General features: G+C 35.7%; 17 protein-coding genes and 1 riboswitch. Of the genes, 3 read left to right on the top strand and 14 right to left on the bottom strand.

Translation table 11 applies throughout. The features are described 5' to 3' along the window. Positions 1-111 precede the first annotated feature (111 nt). The 4 genes from metH to MKY02_RS02220 form a co-directional block, all read right to left on the bottom strand. Positions 112-3,546, bottom strand: coding sequence for a methionine synthase (gene metH, locus MKY02_RS02235; RefSeq protein WP_038179384.1), 3,435 nt, complete (start codon positions 3,544-3,546; stop codon positions 112-114). After that, positions 3,527-5,386 (bottom strand): bifunctional homocysteine S-methyltransferase/methylenetetrahydrofolate reductase, encoded by a 1,860-nt coding sequence (locus MKY02_RS02230; RefSeq protein WP_038179393.1) that lies wholly within the window; start codon positions 5,384-5,386, stop codon positions 3,527-3,529. Before MKY02_RS02230 ends, metH begins: the two co-directional genes overlap by 20 nt. Before the next feature lie 73 nt (positions 5,387-5,459). Beyond that, positions 5,460-5,566, bottom strand: a riboswitch (SAM riboswitch). A 173-nt stretch (positions 5,567-5,739) separates the two neighbouring features. Beyond that, positions 5,740-6,402: a class A sortase gene (locus tag MKY02_RS02225; RefSeq protein ID WP_038179395.1), complete on the bottom strand. Its 663-nt coding sequence runs from the start codon at positions 6,400-6,402 to the stop codon at positions 5,740-5,742. Positions 6,403-6,560: 158 nt separating this feature from the next. Beyond that, positions 6,561-7,949 (bottom strand): protoporphyrinogen oxidase, encoded by a 1,389-nt coding sequence (locus MKY02_RS02220; RefSeq protein WP_038179397.1) that lies wholly within the window; start codon positions 7,947-7,949, stop codon positions 6,561-6,563. Positions 7,950-8,211: 262 nt separating this feature from the next. Between MKY02_RS02220 and MKY02_RS02215 the strand changes: the two genes are divergently transcribed. Then, positions 8,212-10,245 (top strand): Na+/H+ antiporter, encoded by a 2,034-nt coding sequence (locus MKY02_RS02215; RefSeq protein WP_038179399.1) that lies wholly within the window; start codon positions 8,212-8,214, stop codon positions 10,243-10,245. Positions 10,246-10,310: 65 nt separating this feature from the next. On the opposite strand, the gene MKY02_RS02210 is transcribed toward MKY02_RS02215, so the two are convergent. Further along, positions 10,311-11,390: a M24 family metallopeptidase gene (locus MKY02_RS02210; protein WP_340710554.1), complete on the bottom strand. Its 1,080-nt coding sequence runs from the start codon at positions 11,388-11,390 to the stop codon at positions 10,311-10,313. A 181-nt stretch (positions 11,391-11,571) separates the two neighbouring features. Between MKY02_RS02210 and MKY02_RS02205 the strand changes: the two genes are divergently transcribed. Then, complete coding sequence (locus tag MKY02_RS02205; RefSeq protein ID WP_038179405.1) at positions 11,572-13,233, top strand: peptide ABC transporter substrate-binding protein; 1,662 nt, start codon at positions 11,572-11,574, stop codon at positions 13,231-13,233. Positions 13,234-13,401: 168 nt separating this feature from the next. On the opposite strand, the gene MKY02_RS02200 is transcribed toward MKY02_RS02205, so the two are convergent. Genes MKY02_RS02200 through opp3b form a run of 4 tightly spaced genes read right to left on the bottom strand, consistent with a single transcriptional unit; the run spans position 13,402 to position 17,731 of the window. Then, entirely contained in the window at positions 13,402-13,773 is a 372-nt protein-coding gene (locus MKY02_RS02200) for a DUF3899 domain-containing protein (RefSeq protein WP_235175669.1), read from the bottom strand. Next, positions 13,773-15,758 (bottom strand): ABC transporter ATP-binding protein, encoded by a 1,986-nt coding sequence (locus tag MKY02_RS02195; RefSeq protein WP_076035275.1) that lies wholly within the window; start codon positions 15,756-15,758, stop codon positions 13,773-13,775. The genes MKY02_RS02200 and MKY02_RS02195 overlap by 1 nt, the downstream gene beginning before the upstream one ends. A gap of 12 nt (positions 15,759-15,770) precedes the next feature. Beyond that, on the bottom strand, positions 15,771-16,805 hold the full coding sequence (gene opp3C / locus MKY02_RS02190; RefSeq protein WP_038179407.1) for an oligopeptide ABC transporter permease: 1,035 nt from the start codon (positions 16,803-16,805) through the stop codon (positions 15,771-15,773). Beyond that, positions 16,805-17,731: an oligopeptide ABC transporter permease gene (gene opp3b, locus MKY02_RS02185; RefSeq protein ID WP_038179409.1), complete on the bottom strand. Its 927-nt coding sequence runs from the start codon at positions 17,729-17,731 to the stop codon at positions 16,805-16,807. Before opp3b ends, opp3C begins: the two co-directional genes overlap by 1 nt. 312 nt (positions 17,732-18,043) lie before the next feature. Here opp3b and rpoN point away from each other — a divergent pair, with 312 nt between their 5' ends. Continuing rightward, positions 18,044-19,336 (top strand): RNA polymerase factor sigma-54, encoded by a 1,293-nt coding sequence (gene rpoN / locus MKY02_RS02180; RefSeq protein WP_038179411.1) that lies wholly within the window; start codon positions 18,044-18,046, stop codon positions 19,334-19,336. Between the two features lie 120 nt (positions 19,337-19,456). Here rpoN and MKY02_RS02175 read toward each other — a convergent pair whose 3' ends face one another. The 5 genes from MKY02_RS02175 to MKY02_RS02155 form a co-directional block, all read right to left on the bottom strand. Continuing rightward, complete coding sequence (locus MKY02_RS02175; RefSeq protein WP_340710552.1) at positions 19,457-20,947, bottom strand: aldehyde dehydrogenase family protein; 1,491 nt, start codon at positions 20,945-20,947, stop codon at positions 19,457-19,459. Positions 20,948-21,061: 114 nt separating this feature from the next. After that, positions 21,062-21,955, bottom strand: coding sequence for a 4-hydroxy-tetrahydrodipicolinate synthase (dapA, locus tag MKY02_RS02170; protein WP_340710550.1), 894 nt, complete (start codon positions 21,953-21,955; stop codon positions 21,062-21,064). A gap of 22 nt (positions 21,956-21,977) precedes the next feature. Then, complete coding sequence (locus tag MKY02_RS02165) at positions 21,978-22,880, bottom strand: proline racemase family protein (RefSeq protein ID WP_340710549.1); 903 nt, start codon at positions 22,878-22,880, stop codon at positions 21,978-21,980. Then, on the bottom strand, positions 22,881-23,921 hold the full coding sequence (locus MKY02_RS02160; protein ID WP_076035278.1) for a proline racemase family protein: 1,041 nt from the start codon (positions 23,919-23,921) through the stop codon (positions 22,881-22,883). It lies immediately after the preceding gene. Beyond that, entirely contained in the window at positions 23,921-25,093 is a 1,173-nt protein-coding gene (locus MKY02_RS02155) for an NAD(P)/FAD-dependent oxidoreductase (RefSeq protein ID WP_340711674.1), read from the bottom strand. Before MKY02_RS02155 ends, MKY02_RS02160 begins: the two co-directional genes overlap by 1 nt. Between the last annotated feature and the right edge of the window lie 163 nt (positions 25,094-25,256).

Here is a 25,256-nt window from a genome sequence, read left to right as displayed (position 1 = left end):
TTTATCATTAAATGATAAGGATGGATTTTGTTTTCTTACTCGAAATTACATCTACAATCTGTTTAAAATAAATGCAAAAAGCGAGATGGCTTAAAACCATCTCGCTTTTTCTTATTCTACATTGAAATATCTTGCATCAGGATGTGCAAAAACAATTGCTGATACGGATGCTTCTGGCGACATCATAAATTCCTCTGTAAGATGTACACCTATATCTTCTGGTTTAATCAAACCAAAGAGTTTCGATTGATCTTCTAAATTTGGACATGCAGGATAGCCAAATGAAAAACGTTGCCCTTGATATTTTGCCGCAAAACGATCACGCATAGTGAAATCGGTGGTATCTGGGAATCCCCATTGGTCTCGAATTTCTTGATGGATGCGTTCTGCAAAACCTTCTGCTAATTCAAGAGCTGTTGCTTGGAATGCATGACTTTCAAGGAATTTCCCTTGCTCTTTCAAACGTGCTGCAGCCTCACGTACACCGTGCCCAGCAGTTACTTGCATAAAAGCAACATAATCCATTTCTCCACTATCAACTGTTTTCAAGAAATCAGCTAAACATAAGTACGGCATCTTATTTTGTCGTGGAAAAGTAAAGCGCTCAATAACGGTCTTACTATCTTCTGGATCATAAATAACAACATCATTTCCGTCTGCTTGTGCAGGGAAGAATTGATACATGCCTGATGGATTTAACATACCTGATTCCAAGAATTCTGTTACTAATTCGTATAACTCAACTGCTCGAGAGTCACCTTTTTCAAGCATTTCATCACTATATCCTCTTAAACCTAAATGATGGCCAATTAATGTTCGCATATTCACATATGGATACAAATGAGATACTGAATAGTCTTTTAAAACATGACGTCGTAAATCAGTCGGTACAAAAATCGGTGCATCTGAACGTACTGTTTTAACTGGTTTTTCTGCTACAGCAACAGCTGGTCTTGCAGCACGCTTTTCTTCCGATGCTGCACGTTTTTCAATTGCGTCTTCTAACTCATTTAGCAATTCACCTTTATCATCACTTTGCAGTCTGTTAGCTAACTCAAGCCCATGCATCGCGTCTTTTGCATACATAACTGGACCATCGTACTCTGCTGCAATTTTCGTTTCTGTAAAGCGTCTTGATAATGCCGCTCCACCTACGAGCATTGGAGTAATGATGCCTGCATCCTTGAAATCTTGCGCAGTAATGACCATTTGCTGTGCTGATTTTACGAGTAATCCTGATAATCCAACGATATCTGGATGTTCCTTTTTAATAACTTCAATTAGTGCTTGGGGTGTAACTTTAATACCAACATCAATTACCTTATAACCATTATTACTTAAAATAATATCAACAAGGTTTTTTCCGATATCATGTACATCCCCTTTAACTGTTGCTAATATTACTTTTCCTTTACCAGTATCATTTTCATTTTTTTCCATGAACTGTTCTAGGAATGATACTGATGCTTTCATAACTCCCGCACTTTGTAGTACTTCGGCTACGATTAATTGGTTGTCATTGAACAAACGTCCAACTTCAGCCATCCCTGTCATCAAAGGTCCATTAATAATCTCTAACGGTGAATCGTACATATTCATTGCAGCTTCTAAGTCAGGGATTAGCCCTTCTTTTGTACCTTCAATAATGTAATATGCTAGTCGCTCTGGTACTGTTTTTGGAATATCATCTTCAGTCTTTTCTTTCTTTTTGTCACGATAGAAATCTGTGAAATCAGCAAGTGTCTTGTCGTTTGTTTTATAGATTAAATCATTTGCTAAGTTAATCTCAGCTTCTGGAATTGAAGCATAGCGCTCTAATTTCTCTGTATTTACAATAGCGTAATCTAGCCCGGCTTGTGTACAGTGGTATAAATACACAGCGTTTAATACTTCACGTCCAACTGGAGGTAAACCAAACGATACATTACTAACACCTAAAATAGTTAATACTCGAGGCATTTTTTCTTTGATTAAGCGAATACCTTCAATCGTTTCTTCAGCCGCTCCTATATATTGTTCATCTCCCGTACCAACTGGGAATACAAGAGGATCGAAAATAATATCTTCCGGTGCGATTCCCCATTTATTCACTAGCAGGTCATAAGAACGTTCAGCAACTTTCAATTTACTATGGCGGTCAACAGCCATTCCTTTTTCATCAATTGTTCCGATAACGATAGAAGCACCGTATTTTTTCACTATTGGTAAAACAGCATCATAACGTTCTTCTCCGTCCTCTAAATTAATAGAGTTAATGATTGCTTTCCCTTGGGAATATTTCAGTGCTTCTTCGATTACCTTTTCATCAGTTGAATCGATTACAAGGGGAACTTTAACTTTCTTTACCACTTCAGTCATGAAGTTTTTCATATCTTCAAGTTCATCCCGGTCAGGGTTTGCTAAGCAAATATCCATAACGTGCGCACCGTTTTTCACCTGTGCACGAGCAATTTCTGCCGCTTCTTCAAATTTACCTTCTATAATTAAACGCTTAAATTTTCGTGAACCAATAACATTTGTACGTTCACCTACAAATAACGGGCGCATTGAATCATCATATATAAGCGGTTCAATTCCTGCTACGACATGACCATGCGCTGTTTCAGGCATTTGACGAGGCTGCTTATGCTCTACTACTTTACGGATTGATTTAATATGCTCAGGCGTGGTACCACAACAACCCCCAACAATATTCAACCAGCCTTTATCTGCAAAACCTTCAAGCTTTTTAGACAATGATTCCGGAGTCTCATGATAATGCCCTTCTTCATCTGGTAAACCTGCATTCGGATAACAACTAACATAGCTTGTTGCTAATTCTGAAAGCGTGCGTAAATGATCTGTCATAAATTCAGGTCCAGTAGCACAGTTCAACCCGACTGATAGCGGTTTAATATGTTCAATTGAAATATAAAAGGCTTCAATACTTTGCCCTGCCAGAGTAGTTCCCATAGGTTCAATTGTTCCCGAGATCATCACAGGCAGTTCTTTATCAAGCTCTTCAAACGCTTGTTTAATACCTAAAGTGCCAGCCTTAACATTCAGCATATCTTGACTTGTTTCAAGTAATAACAAATCCGCTCCACCGTTAATTAATGCCTTAGCTTGCACGTAAAAGTCATACAATAGCTCATCAAATGTAATACCACCAGTTACTGATAAGGTTTTAGTCGTTGGTCCCATTGCACCAGCAACATATCGTGGCCATTCAGGTGTTGACAATTCATCCGCTACTTTTTTAGCGATTTGCACTGCTAATAAGTTAATTTCATGCGCTTGATCACCCAATGCATATTCATTTAATACAACAGGAGTCCCACCAAATGTATTCGTACTAATAATATCTGAACCCGCCTCTAAATAAGCACGGTGTACATTTTCGATCACGTCAGGTCGTGTGATATTCAAATATTCATTACAGCCATCATATTCATCTCCACCAAAATCCTCGGGAGTTAAATTAGCATTTTGGAGCATAGTCCCCATTGCACCGTCTAATATAAGAATATGTTGTTGGAGTCGTTCTTTAATTGGTTGTTTTAACATAGTTGTGATCTCCTACTTTCTGTTGATCTAGCTCTTGAATATAATGAATCAATTCTACTGACATATCGTAACGTGTAAATGGCGTAATGATATAAATACCATTAAATAACTCTGCGGCTGTATCGATTAATTCCTTAGCAATCGCTATACCTTCTGCAGTTGCAAGATTTTTATCATTACCCGTTGCGCGCATTCTTTCAAGTACTTCATCAGAGAGCTTAATCCCTGGTACTTCATGATGTAAAAACTCTGAATTTCGGATACCTGTTAGTGGCATGATTCCTATGAAAATAGGGGTTTCTAAATGTTTAGTAGCTTCATATATCTCTATTATTTTTTCCTTCGTATATACAGGCTGTGTGATGAAATAATCTGCTCCACACTCAATTTTCTTTTCTAATCTTTTTACGGCTCTATCAAGCACTCGTACATTAGGATTAAATGCAGCTGCAATAGAGAAATTAGCCTTTTTACGAAGAGGTTTACCTGAGAATGATATCCCTTCATTCAACTGTTTAATTAATTGAAGTAACTCTAGGCTTGAGACATCATAAACACTAGTTGCACCTGGGAAATCACCTACTTTTGTAGGGTCTCCAGTAACTGCTAAAATCTCATTAATACCTAATGCATCAAGACCCATTAAATGCGATTGTAAGCCGATGAGATTGCGATCACGACAAGTAATATGAGCAAGGGAACGAATATTATTTTGCATTTTCAAAATTGAGCCCATTGCCATGTTACTAATACGAGGGGATGCCAATGAATTATCAGCCATAGTGACAGCATCAACACCTGTTTCATTGAGTATTTGCGCCCCCTCTATAAAGGCAGTGGTATCAAGGTGGCGAGGTGTATCGAGTTCTACAATGATTGTACGTTCCTTTTTCGCCTTTTCGTGAAGTGGCTCATGCTGATCAGGAGTCGCTTCTTTAATCTCGATTACTTTTTTCTTCTTTACAATTTTATTTTCAATTGGTGGTAGGTCAGCAATACGTTTTTTTACAGCTTCTATATGCTTCGGTGTCGTACCACAACATCCTCCAATTAATCGAACACCTTGGTCACGTAGTAAAACACCAGCACGGCCAAAATAATCAGCCTCTGATTCGTAAACAATTTTGCCATCTTCTACATCTAGCAAACTAGCATTTGGATATGCAGATAAGAATGCCTTGGATGGCAATTCTACATCCTCAAACGCTTGGATTGTATGGTGAGGGCCTAAACGGCAATTTACTCCAACAATATCTGCACCCAAAGCTTCTAATTGGTGCAATGCATCATTTAATAATAAGCCATTTTGTAAAATACCTGGTTCATGCATTGATACTTGCGAGATGATTGGTACATCAGTCAATTTTCTCAAATGTTGCACTACAGATGAAAGTTCCTCAAAATCATAGTACGTCTCTAGTAATAAACCATCCGGATTACCTGCTAATAGATACCCCGCTTGCTCATCTAATGCAGCTATGATTTCAGCTAGTGTCGCTTCACTTTTACGAATACCGCGAATACCACCAATTGTCCCTAAGACAAATTGGCCTCCTGGTGCTGCAGCATGTTTTGCAATGGCGATTGCCGATTCATTAAACTCCTTTACAGAGCTCTCTAAACCATAACGTTCTAATTTAATGGCATTCGCTGTATACGTATTAGTCTGAATAATGTCAGCGCCTGATTTTATATATTGTTGGTGTATATTTTCAATCACTTCAGGCTTGGTAATGTTTAATTCCTCATAACAATAATCAATTCCGTAAGAATATAATAAAGTGCCCATCGCACCGTCAGCTGTTAACACTTGTGTTTGCAATTTTTCAAGTAATCCCATTAAAATCCCTTCCTTTCTACATAAAAAAGCCTTCTTATGGATAAGAAGGCTTGACGATTACGATGTTCGCTCCTTCTTATCTTTTCGGACAATCTGTAAATCCGCTGGAGTTAGCACCTGACCAGATGGCTGGTTGCTGAAGCTTCAAAGGGCCAGTCCCTCAGCTTCTCTTGATAAGAAATATATATTTAATTGTTAGAATAATTAAAAGAATCATAACCCTAGAAAAGAATATCGTCAAGAGCGTTTTTAGAATTATAGCAAAACTCTGTATTATAAGTATATTTTAGCTACAAAACAAAAAAGATGAGTTTTGGCAATTACTTGTTGAAACAACAATCATTTCTTCATGACTATTTATTTGCAAAAATTTTATTAGCTGATGTCTTATCATAACTTTTTATTTCAACCAATTCACCTTGAATAATCAGTCGCTTAGAACCATCATAATTACATGTAACGAGCGTTATCATTTTTTCATTTGAATCATTTATGACATCAATTTGCTCCGGTTGTACAATATGCATTTTATCAATTTTATATTCATAGATTTTTTTAAAGTCGGTTACATAAACTTGCATACCTTCCTCCGCATTAGTAAGAGGACTAAAGAGTGCCTTCCCATTATTCATATTATGACCCGCTAAGGCATAATTAGCTTTTCCCATCTTTTGTTCACGTTTCATCGTACCAGCACCAATTGCTAAGTTTGTATTCGATACACCATATAAAATAGGTAATCGCATATTCACTTGAGGTACACTAATAGCTCCAATGGCATTTAGTTTTTTTTGATTGAATTGTGCCTTTACAACATCTTTGACATTTAAATCATCCACTTGCTGAAAATCAAATGACGCATCTAGATTCTTCATTGCTGACGCTATGTCTTGTTGCTCAATCGTTGCCTTCGACATATTCGAAATGAAATATCCCATAATAGGCTGATAGAAAATAAAAACTAAACCAATTACTAGCAAGAAAATGCCTAATATCAAACTTCCCTTTTTCCGCATGTTATCCACCTTCTTTTCTCATTCATTTTAATAGTAACAATTCACTTAGCACTTTCAAGCAGTTTGACATAACGTTAAAATTATTAAAATTACCCCAAAAAGAAAGAGCTAATGAAATTGGTATCCCTTAGCTCTTTTCTACCTACCTTGATTGTTTTTTAATGTATTTTTGCTAGAATTGATTCTGCTGTTTCTTTCCCGTTCTTAATACAAGGGCCAATACCTACACCGTAATAAGAACAACCTGCAAGTAATACATTTTCATATGCAGTGGCCATTTTAGTTGATAAAGCTTCTACTGTTTTTCCATGACCAAGATGGTAAACTGGCATTAAATCATTCCACTTTGTCACTTCTACAACAGTAGGCTCTGCTTCTATATTCAAGCTTTTTGCAATATCCTCTAAAGCAATTTCAGTTAATTCCTCTTTACTTGAATGCTTCATTTCTTCAAAATCTGGGTTTGAGTTTTTATAAAATAAACGCACAAGTAATTTGCCGTCTTTTGAAGTATGACTCCATTTACGACTTGTCCATGTACAAGCATTACATTTGACATCACTGTTTTCAGAAACGATAAAACCTGTACCGTCTGCAGGTAATTGGCTATCGGGAATATTAAAACCTAAATACATCGTAATTAGTGAGGCATTGCTAAAATCGTTGAAGTCCTCGTCCAAATTCGGATCTTTTAATAGTTTTTGAGTTACATCATGTGGTGTTGTTAACACGATAAAATCAGCTTCAATTGCTTCGTGATTATCAAATGTCAATTTATATTTGTCGCCGCTTTTTTCGATATGATTTGTTGAAACGCCTTTTAGAATTGTAACGTCTGCTAACTTCTCTTCAAAACGGGTAAATAAAGAAGATAATCCATTTTTAAAGGATATGAATTTTTTATTTGCCGCTTTTTGAAATTCTTCTTTATGTGCGCCAAACCCTTTAATAATACTTCCGTACTGCTCTTTATACTCGAGTAAATACGGTAATGTTGAAGCCATTGTCAGCGTGTCTAACTTCCCTGAATAGACCCCTGATAACACTGGAGCGATTTGTTTTTCAACAAGCTCTTTTCCTAAGAAATGCTCTAAGAAAGAACCGATTGAGCTATTCTTTGTGAAATGCTCATTAGGCATTTCTAAATCTTTTAACGCCTCTTTTTTTCCTTCTGCTGAAACTAATGAGCTACTTTCAAGGGACTCTACACTTGTAGGAATGCCAAAAACGCTGTCTGCTGGAATCGCGTGCAATGTATTATTTGTGTAAATATACGAAATTCCTGTACCATTATATACAAGATCATCTTGTAACCCTAAGTCTTCTACTAATGGCATAACACTAGAATGACGTGCAACAATCGAATCTGCACCCGTCTCCAAAATAAAGCCATCTTTTTCTACTGAGTGCATTTTACCACCTAAGTAGTCATTCTTTTCAATCAATACTAAATCTATATCTAAGCCTTTGTCCTCTTTTTCCTTTTGTAAATAATGCATAGTAGTAAGACCTGTTATACCGCCACCAACTACAACAACTGTTTTCAATATATTCACTCCTCACAACGGATTCTGTTTTATTTTAATTGGTTGTTTGTAGTTCTAGTATAAACTTTCATTTTCGAAACTGTCATGATATCCATCACAAATTCACGCACTTATTTGCGAACGTTTACACCTTTGTCAAATTTAACGTGGCCTTTTCATAAATATTCTTGAAAGTTTCTTTATACAGTACATTTATTTCTGAAAAAGGGTAATGAATAAATACTTACTTTTCTATCGATACTTTTTTTGAAGGGAGTTTATTATGGATTTATTAATTACAATCCTATTACTATTAGTTTGCCTGTTATTATCAAATGTAATTGGACATTATATTCCATTTATACCTACAGCACTAATCCAAATAGCACTTGGCGTTCTATTAGCTATATTCGCTAATGAAATGACGCTTCAGCTTGAATCTGAATGGTTTTTATTACTTTTTGTTGCCCCACTTTTGTATAATGACGGACGCAATTTCCCTAGAGAAGAACTGTGGAAAATGCGCACACCTATTCTTGGGAATGCCATTATATTAGTCCTTCTAACGACGCTCGGCGGTGGTTACTTTATCCATTGGCTAATTCCTGATATACCTCTAGCTGCTGCATTTGCACTTGCAGCCATTTTATCACCAACAGATCCTGTAGCAGTAAACGGTATTGCAAAGCGTATTCAAATACCCGAGAAGATTTTAAACCTCGTTCGTGGTGAATCACTTATTAATGATGCCTCTGGTTTAGTTGCTTTCAAATTCGCCGTGGCAGCTGTTGTGACAGGGTACTTTTCAATTAAGGAAGCTTTTTTCGAGTTTACTTATACATTTTTGGCTGGGGCTATACTTGGTCTAATTTTAGGTATCATCATTACGCAACTGCGCTTTACACTTCGAAAAAAAGGCATCCATGATGTCGTTTTTCATTCATTATTACAGCTTTTAACACCTTTTATCATTTATTTCATTGCAGAGGATGTCTTTCATGCATCAGGGGTCATTGCAGTCGTTGTAGGTGGAATTGTGCATGCACTTGTAAAAGATCATACTGAGACTTTAATTGCTGAAGAACAAATAATTACAGAAAACACTTGGTCCATCGTGCTGTTCATTTTAAACGGAGTCGTATTCCTGTTACTTGGATTAAACATTCCGTTGTCGATGACAGAAACGTTAGAGAATCCATCCATGAATAACTGGCAAATTATCGGTTACTCTATTGCAATTGGTTTTGTTATTTTAGGTATTCGTTTCATTTGGTCATATGCTTTTTCTCACTATGAATATAAAAAAGACGCAATTCAAGAAATAGAAAGGCCTAGTCTGAAGGCGAGTTTGCTGACTAGCTTAACAGGCGTTCGTGGCGCTGTAACGATGGCCGGTGTTTTATCACTTCCTTTACTAGTTGATAACGGAGATTTGTTTCCAGAGCGTTCGCTGATTTTGTTTTTAGCATCTAGTGTTATTTTATTTACATTGCTAATTGCTACAATTTTCTTACCTCTTTTAATTGATGAAGAAGAAGTTTTAGAAATACGAGAAGGAAAGCTCACTTTTAATGAAGCCAAAAAACGCTTACTGCTTGCTTCAGTCCGTAAAATAAATACAGTGATGACTGAAGAAAACCAAACTGTAGCTTTTGAATTAATAGACGAAGCAAAAATGATGTTCAATCAAATCGATGTAGAGCTCAACGCAGAAAAATTAGCTTCTAAAGAACGCAAGCATCAAATAAAAAAACTACGTTTAATTGGGTTAAAAGCAGAAAAGGACTATATAGAAAAGAATCAAAAGGACCAAAACTTAGATCCGGATATATACTCTGCATGCCAAGCTGCTTTTAAAGAACGCGAAAAGAATATTAGTAATCCAAATCGCCCAAAAGTAATCACTATTCTCTATAGAATTTTACTTCACTGGAAAACTACTCGAAAAAGATACAGTTTAAATAAGGATAAACGGATTGAATATTTCCGCCAAAAGAAAGAGTTACGTATGCACGCTTTAGGAGCAGGCATTGATGCTCTAGAACAATATGCAAAATCAGAAGAAAACCCTGATCTTGCTAATTCTATTATTTACGAATATCGCAGAATTATGGATAGGATGAAGCAATCCGTCACTCGAAATTCTGAACGCCGCGATGAAATAAAAGAGGAATTACGCGCTCTTTTAATTGAAACTGAACGTTTGGAAATCCAAAAAATGTACGAAGCCGGTGAAATTGACCGAACAGAAGAAAAAGAATTGCGTAGATTTGTAAACTATATTGAAAGCATATCGTTGTATGAAATGAGTGAATAAAAGAAAAAGAACGACTGACATAGTCAGTCGTTCTTTTTTACTGTACAGATTTTTTGACAGTTGTCTTATTTTATAGACATAGATAAAATAATTAACTCTTTTGGAGAAGAAGTCAAAATTTCTATTCCATCCTTTTTTATTAGAACATCATCTTCAATACGAACTCCACCTACATTAGGTAAATAAATACCAGGTTCAACCGTTAACACCATTCCTTCTTGTAATACCTCTTCCGAAACTGGGGACATGAAAATGTCCTCATGAATATCTAACCCTATCCCATGTCCAGAACCATGCCCATATTGCTTTCCGAATCCTTTTTCTTCTATATACTGTCTAGTCAAAGCATCAGCTTCTTTGCCAGTAATGCCTACCTTCATATGCGCCAGTGCATTTTCTAATGCGCCATGAACAATATTATAGATTTCTATCATTTCTTCTGTTGGTTGTCCTATAGCAATTGTGCGTGTCATGTCTGAACGATAGCCATCATAATAAGCCCCAAAATCAAGCGTTATGATATCCCCTTCTTCTATTAACTTATTACTAGCGACACCATGTGGTAATGCTGATCGATACCCTGAAGCTACAATCATATCAAAGGCAGATGAAGTAGCTCCTTTCTTTCGCATGTAAAACTCTAGTTCATTGGCAATATCAATTTCTGATATGCCTGGTTTTATATAATCCAATATATGTGTAAATGCCGCATCAGAAATACTTGCTGCTATTTTAATCTTTTCAATTTCTTCAGGTAATTTAATCATACGTAATTTTTCAACTGCACCTGAAATGGGTACAAGTTCTGCTTGAATATTCTTAGCAAATAATGAATGTAAGTAATACGTAATATTCTTTTCCTCAAATCCAACTCTACTAACATTTTCTTTCTGTAATATGTTGGAAATTACTTCATACAAAACTGCACGATCAATTTCTTTCACAGTAAAGTCCATTGTTTGATTTTGAGCTTGTTGAACATAGCGGAAATCCACAAATAGGAATGCTTTGTTTTTTGTTACCAACACAGTTCCTGCGCTCCCAGTGAATCCTGTTAAGTAACGTCGATTTTGATCATTTGTCACAATTAAACTTTCCAATCCTTGCTCTTCTAATACAGCTCTTAACTTTTCTAATTTCCCCATTTTTAACCCTCCAATAATTTAATATTTAACATGTTGCAAGTATTATGCCAATCTTTCACTAAATTTGTACCTTAATAAAGATATAGGCATGAATATTGCATACTATTACTTCGACTCACATTCAGAAGGATGATAGGATTCTTTTCGTTTGTTGGGATTTTAAAATAGGGGGGCTTATTTTATGAAGAAGAAAGTTTTATTTTCTTTCATGTTATTATTTTCTTTAATGATTATTTTAACAGGCTGCTACGGTAAGGATGAAGCTAACGAAACGGAAGGTGAAAAGGCTAGTGATCCTAACAGTTCAACGACTGAACAAGTATTAAATCTATCTGCGTCAGGGGATTTAACAACGATGAGTTCACTCGGTAGCTTAGATGCGCTAGCAGTAACTGCTATGAACTCTGTTTATGAAGGCTTGTATCGCATTGGGCCTGAAAACGAAGCAGTTCCAGGGATTGCAGAGTCACATGAGATATCCAAAGACGGTAAGACTTATACTTTCAAGCTTCGAAAAGATGCTGTATGGAGTAACGATGCTCCAGTTACGGCACACGACTTTATTTATGCTTGGTCAAAGGCTATTAATCCCGAAACACAGGCTGTATATTCTTACCTAATGCTAGACATTAAAAATGCTGTAAAAATTCAAGATAAAAATGACACACTGTATGGTAAAATTGATCAACTTGGAATTAAAGCAGTAGATGACTATACATTAGAAATCGAACTGGAAAGACCAATTCCATATTTCTTAAGCTTAACAACATATGCACCATTCTTCCCACAAAATGAGGAATTCACTGAAGCACAAGGTGACCAGTATGCTCTTGAAACTGATAAAATGATATACAATGGTCCCTTTATATTGGAATCATGGAAACAAGGCCAAGGTTGGAAATTTAAAAAGAACGAGAAATATTGGGATAAAGATACTGTAAAACTAACTACAATCAACCAAAAAATCGTTAAGGACACGGCAACTGCTATGAACCTATACGAAGCAAATGAAATTGATACAGCTACTTTATCAAGTGAATTCGTTGATCAATACAAAGATAGCCCAGAATTCTCAACTTTCTTAAAACCTAACACATACTTTTTACGTATTAATCACGAAAATAAATATCTATCCAATCAAAATATCCGTAAAGCTATTGATATGGGCTGGGATAAAGAAGCTATGGCAAATGTCATTATGAAAAACGGATCCATCGCCGCCTATTTCTTAGTACCTGAAGGTTTATCTTCAGGCCCTGATGGTAAAGACTTCCGTGATGGCAATGGTGATATGAACAAAACTGATATTAGTAAAGCTCAAGAATATTGGGCAAAAGGCTTAAAAGAATTAGGTACTGACAAAGTGACTCTAGAAATACTAAGTTACGATACTGCACAAGCTAAAAGCGCCGTCGAGTACATTAAAAATCAACTTGAAAAAAACTTAGAAGGCATTAAATTGACTATTAATATGCAACCTAACAAACAAAAATTAGCTTTAGAAGCTAAAGTCGATTTTGATTTAGATTATGGCGGCTGGGGACCTGACTACCAAGATCCTATGACGTATATCGAGTTATTTGAGACAGGTGCACCATACAATCAATCTAACTACAGTAATAGTAGCGTTGATAAACTAATCAAAGAAGCGAGAGTAACTGTTGATAGTAAAAAACGTTGGGAAATATTGCAACAAGCTGAGAAATTAATGCTAGACGATGTCGCATTCGCACCAACTTACCAAGTAGGTATTAGTCGCTTGACGAAACCTTATGTAAAAAACCTTTATGAGCATCCATTCTCTGCAGATATGAGTTACAAATGGGCATACATCGAAAAATAGAGAGTGATTAACCTTACGATCCTTATATTACTATCCATATAACAAGATTCAAAACCTAAAACAAATTCATGAATTTGTTGGCCATTGAAAAAGTTATTTCGTTTAGAGAATACGTTCATAATAGGACATACAAGTAAGAGATGTGAGCAAATTGCTCACATCTCTTTTTTAAAAATAAATAATTGAAATTAACAATACGAGTATAAATTGAATACCCCCTGCTATTAATATGGGGTACGTGTAATCACTTGAAAAAGCTGAAGTATATTCAACATCTCCGTCGATTGCTGTAGCATATTCTCCTAATCTAGTTATTCGGCTAAAAAATCGTTTAAAACTATAAGTAATACCATTGAAGAGTCCCCCTTGAAGAACAAAGAATCCTCCACCGATTATTAACAATATAGATGCTATGATAAACAAATTGTTTAATATACTCAGAACTACATTTGTTTGTCCAAACACATAGATAAATACGACTGATAAGACAATAGAAATCAACATACAAATTACGATTCTATAAATATCTTTAAAGGACATTAATGATTCACCACCTTAATAGTCTTTCTATATTCTTCATATTCTTGTTCGGTGCACATCACAAAATGACCCTTTCTGACTTCTCTTAGAATTTCATTTTCTCGATTTCTACCTTCATAAGATTGATCATCAAAAATGATTCGCTTTCGCTCTCTTTCCAACAATGGATCTGGTAGTGGTAATGCTGATAGTAATGATTTTGTATAAGGATGAATTGGATTTTCATATAATTCTTCACTGCTCGCCATCTCTACAATTTTTCCTCTATACATTACACCAATTCGATCACTAATATATTTTACCATCGATAAATCATGAGCAATAAACAAATAAGTAAGTCCTTTTTCTTTTTGTAACTTTTTTAGCAAATTCACTATTTGTGCTTGAATTGAAACATCTAACGCAGAAATTGGTTCATCCGCAATGATAAAATCTGGTTCCACTGCTAGTGCTCTTGCAATACCAATACGTTGGCGCTGACCACCACTAAATTCATGTGGATAGCGATTAGCATGTTCTTTATTTAAGCCTACAGTTTCGAGTAAATCGTGTACTTTTTCTTGACGCTGATTTACATTCAAATGATGGATATCAAGTCCTTCAGCAATAATGTCAGCGACTTTCATTCTTGGATTTAAAGAAGAATAAGGATCTTGGAAAATCATTTGAACTTTACGATTAAACTCCAATAACTCCTTCTTAGACTTCACTTTTCTAATATCTTTTCCATCAATAATAACTTCTCCCGCAGTCATATCATTTAGTTTAATGAGAGAGCGACCTGTCGTTGATTTACCGCAGCCTGATTCGCCTACTAATCCAAAAATTTCACCCTTATATATGTTGAAACTGATATCATCAACTGCTTTTACAGTATTATGTTTATCCAATTTAAAATACTGCTTTAACCCTTTAACTAAAATGAGATTCTCCTTTGTAGTACGTTCTTGTTCTAATACAAAATCACTGGACATTGACTCTTCAGATTTATTTTCTAAAGGAACTGTTTTTGGTGCAAGCTCATGCAATAACCATGTGGCAGCAAAATGCGTATCTGATATCTGAAATAAAGGAGGTTCTTCTATAAAATCTATTTTTAACGCCTGTTTATTACGCTCTGCAAATGCATCTCCTTGCGGGAGATTTAGTAGATCTGGTGGAGAGCCAGGGATCGAATAGAGTTCATCTGACATCATATTCGGTCTAGGCATGGCTGCTAGCAATCCCTTCGTATAAGGATGCGTTGTTTTATAAAAAACCTCATCTACTAAACCGATTTCAACAATCTTGCCTGCATACATAACTGCAACACGATCAGCCATTTTTGCGACAACACCCAAATCATGTGTGATAAACACAATAGATAAACCCATTTGTTGTTGTATGTGTTTTAAGAGTTCTAGTATTTGTGCTTGAATAGAAACATCTAATGCTGTAGTTGGTTCATCCGCAATAATTATCTTTGGCTCACATGCTAATGCCATTGCAATGACAATACGTTGTCGCATCCCCCCAGAAAATTGATGTGGATATTGCTTTATACGTGTTTCAGCATCTTTTATTCCAACCATTTGAAGGAGCTCAATAACTCGATCTTTAACCTTCGTACTGCCCATATTAGTATGTTTTCGAATACTCTCCGCAATTTGTTTTCCAATCGTCATCGTTGGATTTAAAGCAGTCATTGGATCTTGAAAAATCATTGCAATATCTGCACCACGTATTTTACGCATTTCTTGCTCGGTAATATTCAAGATATTTTTTCCCTCAAACAGGATTTCACCGTTCTTAACCCTAGTAGATTCAGGGGGATTTAATCGCACCAAACTTTTTGATGTTACAGATTTCCCTGAACCTGATTCACCTACAATCGCTAGTGTTTCACCAGCCTTCAAATCAAAAGAAACGCCTCGTACTGCTTGTACTTCTCCTGCATATGTATCAAAAGATACATGGAGATTTTTTACTTGAAGTATATAGTCCATGTTCCATCCCCCTTATTTTCTCATTTTAGGGTCAAACGCATCCCGTAAACCATCCCCTAATAAATTAAAACTAATCATGATTAAACTAATAATGATTGACGATACGACCATTCCATGTGGATAAATTCGTAATAATTTATAAGAATCATTCACAATGGTTCCTAATGATGCGATTGGTGGCTGTAACCCTAAACCAATAAAACTCAATAAAGCTTCTGTAAAAATAGCACCAGGAATAGTGAAAGTTGTAACCACTATAATCGGACCAAATGTATTTGGTATTAAATGTTTCCATATTAAACGCTGGTTGCTTGCACCTAAAGTTCTAGAAGCTAATACATATTCTTGTCCTTTCAACTTTAGTATTTGTGCTCGGACAATCCGAGCCATTCCTATCCAACCTACAATAACCATTGCTAATGTAATAGAAAGAATCCCTGGTTTTAGTATTAAAATTAATAATATATTGACAATTAAACCTGGAATTCCAACTAGAACTTCAATAATACGTTGCATCAATGTATCTAATCTTCCCCCATAAAATGACGATACCGCTCCATATGCTACACCAATAATTAAATCAATAGTCGCTGCTAAGAAAGCGATATATAACGAAATCCTAGTTCCTTGCCAAACTCTCGTCCACAAATCCCTTCCCAATTCATCTGTACCAAACCAAAAAAACTCATCAACGTTTTTAGAAGCATATTGGTCGACATTACGAATATCCTTGCCATCAACTCCTAAAAATGAAATATTCTCTAGCACAGGAATCTTCGGGGGCAAATTGGTACGGGTTAAATCTTGTTCGTCATAACCATGACTGTTCATATAAGGTCCAAATATCGCCAATAAAATGACAACTACAATTATCAGTAAACCAAAGAATGCCGCTTTATTTTTTTTAAGCCTACTCCAGGCATCCTGCCAAAAGGATTGCTCAGGTCTCATAATTTGTTCTCTTTTTATTGCCCCTTGATTAGCTGGTTCAAATAAATCAGGTGAATACTTTTTCACTTTTACATTTTCATTATGTTTTATTACCATTATCGGTTCCCCCCCGCTACTCTAATGCGCGGATCAATAAAGCCGTATAAAATATCAACAATTAATACAACTACTATGAAAAGAACTGCATAAAAAATAGTGGTTCCCATAATCAGTTGGTAGTCATTCGTAATAATTGAATTAACAAATTGTTCGCCTAATCCTGGTATACTAAAAATCTTCTCAATAACAAGTGAGCCCGTAATAGTATTAACAATAAGTGGACCTATAATTGTAATAATAGGAATAAGTGCATTTCTTATTCCATGCTTACCTATGATTTCGAAACTAGAAAGCCCTTTTGATTTCGCAGTTATAATATACTCCTGTCCTAAGACTTCTAGCATTTCGATACGTGTAAATCTAGCAATCGTAGCAACAACACTTACTGACAACGCAAATGTTGGTAAAATTGAATATTCAAATCCTCCCCAAAAGGCAATAGGTAACCATCCTAGTTTGACCCCTACCCAATATTGTAAAAAGCCTGCAAATACAAACGATGGAATTGAAATACCCAATACCGCTATTAACATGGCTCCATAATCCCAAAATGTGTTATGTCTTAATGCAGCTAAAATACCTAACAATAAACCTACCATCGTCCCTAATAGAATTGCCTGCATCCCTAAAATGGCTGATGCGCCAATTCGTTCACTAATAATCTTCGTTACTGGTCGATTATCAAAGGTAAAGGAAACACCTAAATCCCCTTGTGATAAATTTTTCAAGTAAGTTACAAACTGTTCAGCTACCGGCTTATCTAACCCATACTTTTCGTATAATAATTCTTTTTGTGCAGGTGGCAATTTTTCATCATTAAAAGGTGATCCAGGTAACGTCTGCATTAATACAAACGATAATAAAATAATGATAAACAATGTAACAAACATATAACCAATCCTACTCATAATATAACGAAACATAAAATACCCTCCCATCTCCCATTAAATTGGAATCCATCATTTCCATAAATTATTACATGCAATCTTCATGCCACTTCGAATATTCAACTGACACAACACGACATATTTTGATTTTAAATTCAAAATAATCTATCATTAGTAAATAACTACATTAACCACTATTTTATTTACTTTAAATAGAAAAAATATTATAAATATAAAACCGCACAAACTCTTTTATGGTTTATTTCCATAGTAATACGTCTTTTTGAAGTAATAGAACATGTGCTACAATAGTTAAACAATGGGTGGATTAGATTAGAGGGGGATTATATGGAACTTGTAATTCAACAACGCCAGGAATTGAAAATGTTAATGACAGTTCAACTTAGACAGTCAATCGAGTTACTTCAATACTCTAATGATGATTTAGAACAATTTATCCGGCAGCAAGAATTAGAGAACCCTTTAATTGAACTTCAAGAAAAAGCTGATGATCAATACGTCGAGAAGTTACCAATGTACACCTTTTCAAATCACTCAAGAAAAGAAACTACAGATATTACATATAAAGCTGAAATTGATTTTAGAGATTATTTATATAAATTAGTAAAACTTAATTTCAATGATGACTACATACAAAAACAGTTAAAATACATTATTTATAATTTAAATGATCAAGGATACTTCCAAACGGATCCCATACATACCACTTTTGAAACAAAAGAAATTACTGAAGGAATACATCTATTACAACAAATTGGCCCTTCTGGTATTGGTGCCCGTACATTAGAAGAATGTCTAACTTTACAAGCTCGCACTCGATATCCTGAACACCAACAACTAGCTATACTTATTAATGAACATTTAAATTTATTGGCAGAGAAAAAATGGCAAGTTATCGCCAATAAAATGCATATTTCACTCGCAGAAATAAAAGAATGCAATGATTTGATTAAAACCTTGAACCCGAAACCCTGTGCTGTTATGAGTCATGAAACAACGGAATATTTGCGTCCAGATATTATTGTGGAAGAACATAATCATCAATTACTATTCCATTTAAATGATACTTACTTGCCAAATATCCATTTAAATAGTTTTTATATGAACTTACCAACTGCAAATCGTGATGAAAAAAAATATATTAATGAGCATTATAAAAATTATAATTGGCTCATTAACAGCATCGAACAACGTCGTAATACAATTATTAAAATCATGCAGGTACTTTTAGGAAAGCAGCAGGATTTTTTTCTAAAAGGTTTTTCTGCTTTACAACCACTTACTTTAAAAGAAGTAGCTGAAGCTATAGAAATGCATGAATCTACTGTAAGTCGAGCAACAACCAATAAGTTTGTTCAAACACCAATTGGTACATTTGAACTTAAAAACTTATTTACATCCAAACTCGAAACAAAAGATGGCCATACGATTTCACAAGAAAAAGTAAAAACTCTTTTGCAACAGCTCATTGCTGAAGAAAATAAAATAAAACCCTATTCAGATCAGAAAATGGCGGAATATTTCAACTCTGAATATGGCATCACAATCTCTAGGAGAACTATCAATAAATACCGCGAAGAAATGAGAATTCCTTCTGCTAGTAAGCGTAAGGAGCTATAACTATACAAAATGCTCGATACCCTAAATAGGATATCGAGCATTATCTTTAATACTAATATTGAAATGTTATTCTAAATTTAACTATGTCTTAAAGAATCATATTTATAAGACGATTTGTTATTAACGTTTAATATTCACAAATACACTCTTAACCTCAGTATAGTTTGCTAGACCATATTCTCCACCCATTTCTCTACCAACTCCGGATTTTTTATAGCCTCCAAACGGCATTGTTTCCCACTCAAGACCAAAATCATTAATCCATACAGTTCCTGATTGTAAGCGGTTGGCGATATAATGACCTGTTTTAATATTCTCAGTCCACACGCTAGCAGCTAAACCATAGTCACTATCATTTGCACGTCGAATAACCTCATCAACTGTATCAAATACAAATACAGCAAGTACTGGCCCAAAAATCTCCTCACGAGCAATAGTCATATGATCTTCAACATCAACAAAAATAGTAGGCTCTACAAAATAACCTTTATCAAACGGTTTCCCACCACCTGCAACTATTTTTGCACCTTCAGCTTTTCCTTTTTCAATATAACCTAAAACAGTATTTTGCTGTTTTGCAGATACTAATGGGCCCATATCTGTTGAAGGCTCTAAACCACGTCCTAGTTTTAACTTATTAGCTCGTTTCACTAATTCCCCTACAACATAATCATGATGTTTGCGGTGAATAAATAAGCGTGAGCACGCACTACAGTTTTGTCCGTGGTTATACATAATGCCATTGAAGACACCTTCAATAGCTTCTTCTAAGTTAGCATCTTCTAAAATGATACTTGGAGATTTACCACCAAGTTCTAATGTTACGCCTTTTATTTGCTGTGCAGCTGTTTCCATTACTTTTTTACCCGTCGCAGTAGATCCAGTAAAAGCCACTCTATCAACATGAGAATGTTCTACAATCGCTCCACCTGCCCCTTGACCTGATCCTGGGACAACATTTACAACACCATCTGGGAAACCAGCTTCTTTAAATAATTTAGCCGCGTATAATAATGACAATGGCGTTTCTGCTGCCGGCTTAATAACGACGGTACAACCTACTGCGAGAGCAGCTCCAAGTTTCCAAGCGGCCATCGCTAACGGGAAATTCCACGGAATTATCTGCCCTACAACACCTACTGGCTCGTGAACCGTATAAGTTACGTAATCAGGAGATACTGGAACGGTATTACCTAAACTTTTTGTTGCCCACCCTGAATAATATCTAAAATGCTGAATTGTACCATCAATATCATCTGCCAGAGCCACTTCATACGGTTTACCATTATCAAGTGACTCTAATTGTGCAAGTTCCTCACGATGTTCTTCTAATAAATCTGCGAATTTGTACATAAGACGTGATCGCTCTGCTGCTTCTAATTTCGTCCATTCACCCTCATCAAAAGCTTTGCGAGCTGCGGATACCGCTACATCAATATCATCTGCTTGAGCCTCACATACTTGTGTGATGATTTCCTCTGTAGCTGGATCAATTACGTCTATCGTTCCCCCACTAATCGATGGTACGTATTCACCGTTAATATACAATCCAATGGTTCCGTTTAGAAATTCTACTACTTTTTCTTTTAAACTATAATTAATTGTTGTCATACCTCATACTCCCTCCAAAATTAAATTCACCGAAAACAATCCTCTATTAGTTTTTCACTAAGAGAGGATCATTTTCTCTTTACTGTCATATTCCTTTAATAGTTTTCTATTAAACTATTGTGGTACTGTCTCTACATTTTTAATAAGTTCTTGTAATTGTGCTTCCTCTTCCTCATTCAATGGTAAGCGTGGTTTACGTGCTGGACCACCCGCTAATCCTTTAATCTCCATTGCACGTTTAACAATTTGCACATATTTTCCTGAACCCTCAAGGAAGTTACATAATGGTAATAAGCGATCGTATACTAACCAAGCATTATCTAAATTGCCATTTTGTACACTCTCATATAGTTCCACCGCTAATTTTGGCGCAATATTACCTGCTACTGAAATCCATCCTGTCGCTCCAACTAAGAATGACTCTAATACTAAATCATCTGCACCACAGAATGTTTTGATAAATCCTTCACCTTGGCGTGTAATATCACGTACTTTACGGATTTCACCACTTGATTCTTTAATATGTGTAATATTCTCTACGTCACGACCGACTTGTAAAATCGTTTCTTGGCTAATATTTACGCCAGATGTAAATGGATTATTATAAATCATGATTGGTAATTTCACAGATTCAGCGACTTCTTTGAAATGCTCGTAGATTTCATTTTCTTTTGGATGAGCGTAGTATGAATTGATTAATAGCGCTGCATCAGCACCTGCTTCTTCAGCTTGTTTTGTAAATTCAATCGCATCCGCAGTCGTTTCTGCTGCTGTACCAACAATTAAAGGTATACGACCATTCACTTGTGCAACAGCGATTTCTACAGCTTTAAAACGTTCTTCTTTTGTTAAACTAACAAATTCTCCTGTACTACCATTTATCGTAATACCGCCTACGTTCTGTGCAACAAAATACTCAATATTGTTTTTGAATCCTTCCCAATTCACTTCACCATTGTCGAACATAGGTGTGATTAACACTGGAAAAACGCCTTCTAATTTTGTCATGTCAATTCCTCCTCAAATTTGTTTAAGCTAATATAAAACCGTTTTCTAACGGATCTTCCTGATCGAATATAAACTGATGTATACCTGTCACAAAGGCCTCTGTTGAAATAGTATAAAACTCTTCATTTGAATCCTTATGCACTTTAAATGTGCTGTTAAAAATACTAGAATTTTGTAATACTTCTTTCTGATAAACTTTTGCAATCGCAAGAGTACTATCGATACCCGGTGAGCGTAAAATATAGCCATCACTCTCAAATGTTACTGAGCGTACTCGAGAAATATCCTCGGCATCTTGTTCTATTAAAATAACACCCGTAATATTTAAACCTTTTCCCACTAAGTTCCGAATTTTTTCCTTGCCCCATTTACTAAGTGAAGCTAAATTCTCCAAAGTAATTTCTTGAGCTTCATTTACCTTCTCAAATAATGCGTACTGTCTCTCTTCATCTATAACTATTAGAGAAGTATCCTGAGAATTCTCAACTATTAAATCACTTGAGTGACGAAGTTTTGTAGCAATAACTTCACCATCAGCTATTTCAGCATGTAACTCAAAAATTCCATTCACTGTTTCAATGCTATAAAGATGTGAAGATTTTTGTTGTAAATTCCCTGTTTCTAATAGTCCTGTTAAAGTAGCAATTAAAGACTCGCATTTAAAATTGCTAACTCCTTCATGTGTAAAGAATAGTAAGCTAAAGTCTGCTACAACCGATGATAGAACGATGCATCCGTGCATACCTCTATGGCCTCTAGGTTCTTTTAACAACAGATTTTTAGTATTTTCAAATTGTACTTGTAGTTCTTCGTGATTTTTTTTAATGTTATTTTCTGCAAAGGTGATTGGTGATTGAATTACGATACGGTATGCTTCGCCCGCAACATGCGTATCAATCGTGCTAAACATTTTCTCAAACTTCATTTAGACACCTTCTTTCTCTGTTTCATGTTCCATAGGCGGAATAAGTAGGAACCCTTCTTTTAAAGGATCTCGTTCATTATAGAAGAAGCGGTGCATACCCATAAGCCAAGCCGAGCCGGTTACTTCAGTAATCACTGCATCTAATTGTTTAACTTTCGTTTTTTCTAATACTCTCGCTTTAAATAGAGTACCCACAATACTTTCGTGTACAAAGAGCTCATCTATGCCAATTTCACCTTTACTAAACAATGTAGCCAATTTTGCAGAGGTGCCCGTTCCACAAGGTGATCGATCAATTCCCCCTGGAGGAACAATTACTGTATTTTTCACATCTGCCGTAGGATGAACTGGGTCCGTGAAAAATTCAATATGTGTTAGACCACGGATAAACGGAAATTCAGGATGCACAATATCTTCACGCTCATTAATAGCATTACGAATTTGAATACCTATGTCGATAATGGTCGATGCATTGTTTTCAACTAATGGTAAATCCAATGAGCGAGCATCTATAATTCCATAAAAATTCCCACCATAAGCAATATCACATTTCACTTCCCCAATATCCGCCACATAAATTTCAATAGACTTCAATAAAAATGCTGGTACATTAGCAAAAGTTACTTCTTTTGCTATGCCCTTTTCCACCTTCACTTGTACATCTACTAATCCTGCAGGTGTGTCTACTTTAATATGTGTATACGGTTCTACAACAGGTACCATTCCTGTCTCAATCAACGCTGTACACAAACCAATTGTGTCGTGTCCACACATTGGTAAATAACCACCTGTTTCTACATAAATTACGCCAACATCTGCATCTGGATGACAAGGATCTGTTAGAAATGCACCCGACATAACATCATGTCCACGAGGTTCATTCATCAAAAACATGCGAATCCAATCATAGTTTTGTTGCATATAGAGCATTTTTTCAGACATAGTTTTACCTTTTAAAGGTGGTAACCCACTAACTAATGTTCGTGTTGGATTTCCTCCTGTATGAGTATCAACGGTTGTAAATAATCTTTGCAGATTCATTAGGTCAACATCCTTTCCCTAAAACGTTGTAATCTTAAAGGTTCAATTGAAACAGAAGTAGCTTTTTCAGTAAGCATTTCTTCAATTAATTTTCCAGTTACAGCTGCTAAACTAATACCATCACCCTCATGCCCTGCTGCAATATAAAATCCTGGAATATGCTCAACCTCAGAAATTATCGGTAGGTGATCCTCTGTCCATGGCCTTAACCCCGCATATGTTCGAATTACTGTCATATCGGCCATTTTAGGATAAAAACGAACTGCTCTCTTAGCTATATACTTCGTTACTTCATGGTCTACTCTTGTATCAAATCCAGCAAATTGGCGGCTACTACCAATTAAAAAATTTTGACTCTCTGTTGGTTCAAAAACTAAAGCAACGCCATATTGTTCAGTCGCTTTATCCACTTGTCTTTCTCCACCGAATTTCGATATTAAATAACCAAATTCCATCACTTTACGCAGACCAACCGGCTCTTGACGAGATGCCACAATAAGCTGACCTTTTCTTGGTAAAATGGGTATATGTAAATCTAACATTTCACCAATTTTTGGAGCCCAAACTCCGCATGCATTAACTACTTTATTTGCTGAAAAGATGCCATTAGACGTTTCGATTGTAAAGCGACCATCAGAATCCTTCTTTATATGCTTTACTTCAATATTTTTATGAATTTTTGTACCTTGCTTTTCTGCACTATGAAACATTGAAAACGTCAGCATATATGGATTTACAGTGGAGTCAGTTGCACACTCTAACCCTCCATATAAATCATCTGCAAAATACTTTGATTCATTGCGTAAATCTTGTCGATCTAACATTTTGAAATCTAGACCAGCATCTTGTTGCCTTTTCACCCATTGATTTGCTGCTTCCATTTCAGCATCATTTTCACAAACTAAAATACTACCCGGATTCCTATATTCAAAAGGTATCTCTAAATCATTGCTTAATTTATGAACAAGTTCCTGGCTTTTCAAAGACATTTGGCTATCAAAACCCGGATCCTTATCTATCGCTAATATATTGCCATCGCATCTTGAAGATGTTCCACTAGCTAGTTCATTTTTTTCAAGTACTGTTATATCTAAACCAGCTTTAGAGCCATAATACGCGATTGCTGCACCAATGATCCCCCCACCTATTACAACAATATCTCGATGTTGTATAGCACTCACTATGTCTCCTCCTTTTTCTTTCCGTCAGCAATATATAATGCAGGAACCGTGCCAACTTTTAAGTTTCCCTAGAAGATATCACTTATTTATTGAAAAATTATTAATTATTTCATATCAAAAACTACTCAATCTATGGCGTATTTCATTATTTATA

The organism is Viridibacillus sp. FSL R5-0888 (assembly GCF_038009105.1).
Classification (GTDB): domain Bacteria; phylum Bacillota; class Bacilli; order Bacillales_A; family Planococcaceae; genus Viridibacillus; species Viridibacillus arenosi.
The sequence above is the reverse complement of the archived record's forward strand: the minus strand, read 5'-3'. Positions and strand labels throughout refer to the sequence as shown.

What these genes read in the sequence shown, in the direction of transcription:
- MKY02_RS02165 (WP_340710549.1), bottom strand. Translation starts at nt 22,880, where the DNA reads ATGAAGTTTGAGAAAATGTTTAGCACGATTGATACGCATGTTGCGGGC.
- MKY02_RS02225 (WP_038179395.1), bottom strand. Translation starts at nt 6,402, where the DNA reads ATGCGGAAAAAGGGAAGTTTGATATTAGGCATTTTCTTGCTAGTAATT.
- MKY02_RS02195 (WP_076035275.1), bottom strand. Translation starts at nt 15,758, where the DNA reads ATGGACTATATACTTCAAGTAAAAAATCTCCATGTATCTTTTGATACA.
- MKY02_RS02230 (WP_038179393.1), bottom strand. Translation starts at nt 5,386, where the DNA reads ATGGGATTACTTGAAAAATTGCAAACACAAGTGTTAACAGCTGACGGT.
- MKY02_RS02160 (WP_076035278.1), bottom strand. Translation starts at nt 23,921, where the DNA reads ATGAATCTGCAAAGATTATTTACAACCGTTGATACTCATACAGGAGGA.
- MKY02_RS02205 (WP_038179405.1), top strand. Translation starts at nt 11,572, where the DNA reads ATGAAGAAGAAAGTTTTATTTTCTTTCATGTTATTATTTTCTTTAATG.
- opp3C (WP_038179407.1), bottom strand. Translation starts at nt 16,805, where the DNA reads ATGGTAATAAAACATAATGAAAATGTAAAAGTGAAAAAGTATTCACCT.
- opp3b (WP_038179409.1), bottom strand. Translation starts at nt 17,731, where the DNA reads ATGTTTCGTTATATTATGAGTAGGATTGGTTATATGTTTGTTACATTG.
- MKY02_RS02210 (WP_340710554.1), bottom strand. Translation starts at nt 11,390, where the DNA reads ATGGGGAAATTAGAAAAGTTAAGAGCTGTATTAGAAGAGCAAGGATTG.
- dapA (WP_340710550.1), bottom strand. Translation starts at nt 21,955, where the DNA reads ATGACAAAATTAGAAGGCGTTTTTCCAGTGTTAATCACACCTATGTTC.
- metH (WP_038179384.1), bottom strand. Translation starts at nt 3,546, where the DNA reads ATGTTAAAACAACCAATTAAAGAACGACTCCAACAACATATTCTTATA.
- rpoN (WP_038179411.1), top strand. Translation starts at nt 18,044, where the DNA reads ATGGAACTTGTAATTCAACAACGCCAGGAATTGAAAATGTTAATGACA.
- MKY02_RS02215 (WP_038179399.1), top strand. Translation starts at nt 8,212, where the DNA reads ATGGATTTATTAATTACAATCCTATTACTATTAGTTTGCCTGTTATTA.
- MKY02_RS02175 (WP_340710552.1), bottom strand. Translation starts at nt 20,947, where the DNA reads ATGACAACAATTAATTATAGTTTAAAAGAAAAAGTAGTAGAATTTCTA.
- MKY02_RS02200 (WP_235175669.1), bottom strand. Translation starts at nt 13,773, where the DNA reads ATGTCCTTTAAAGATATTTATAGAATCGTAATTTGTATGTTGATTTCT.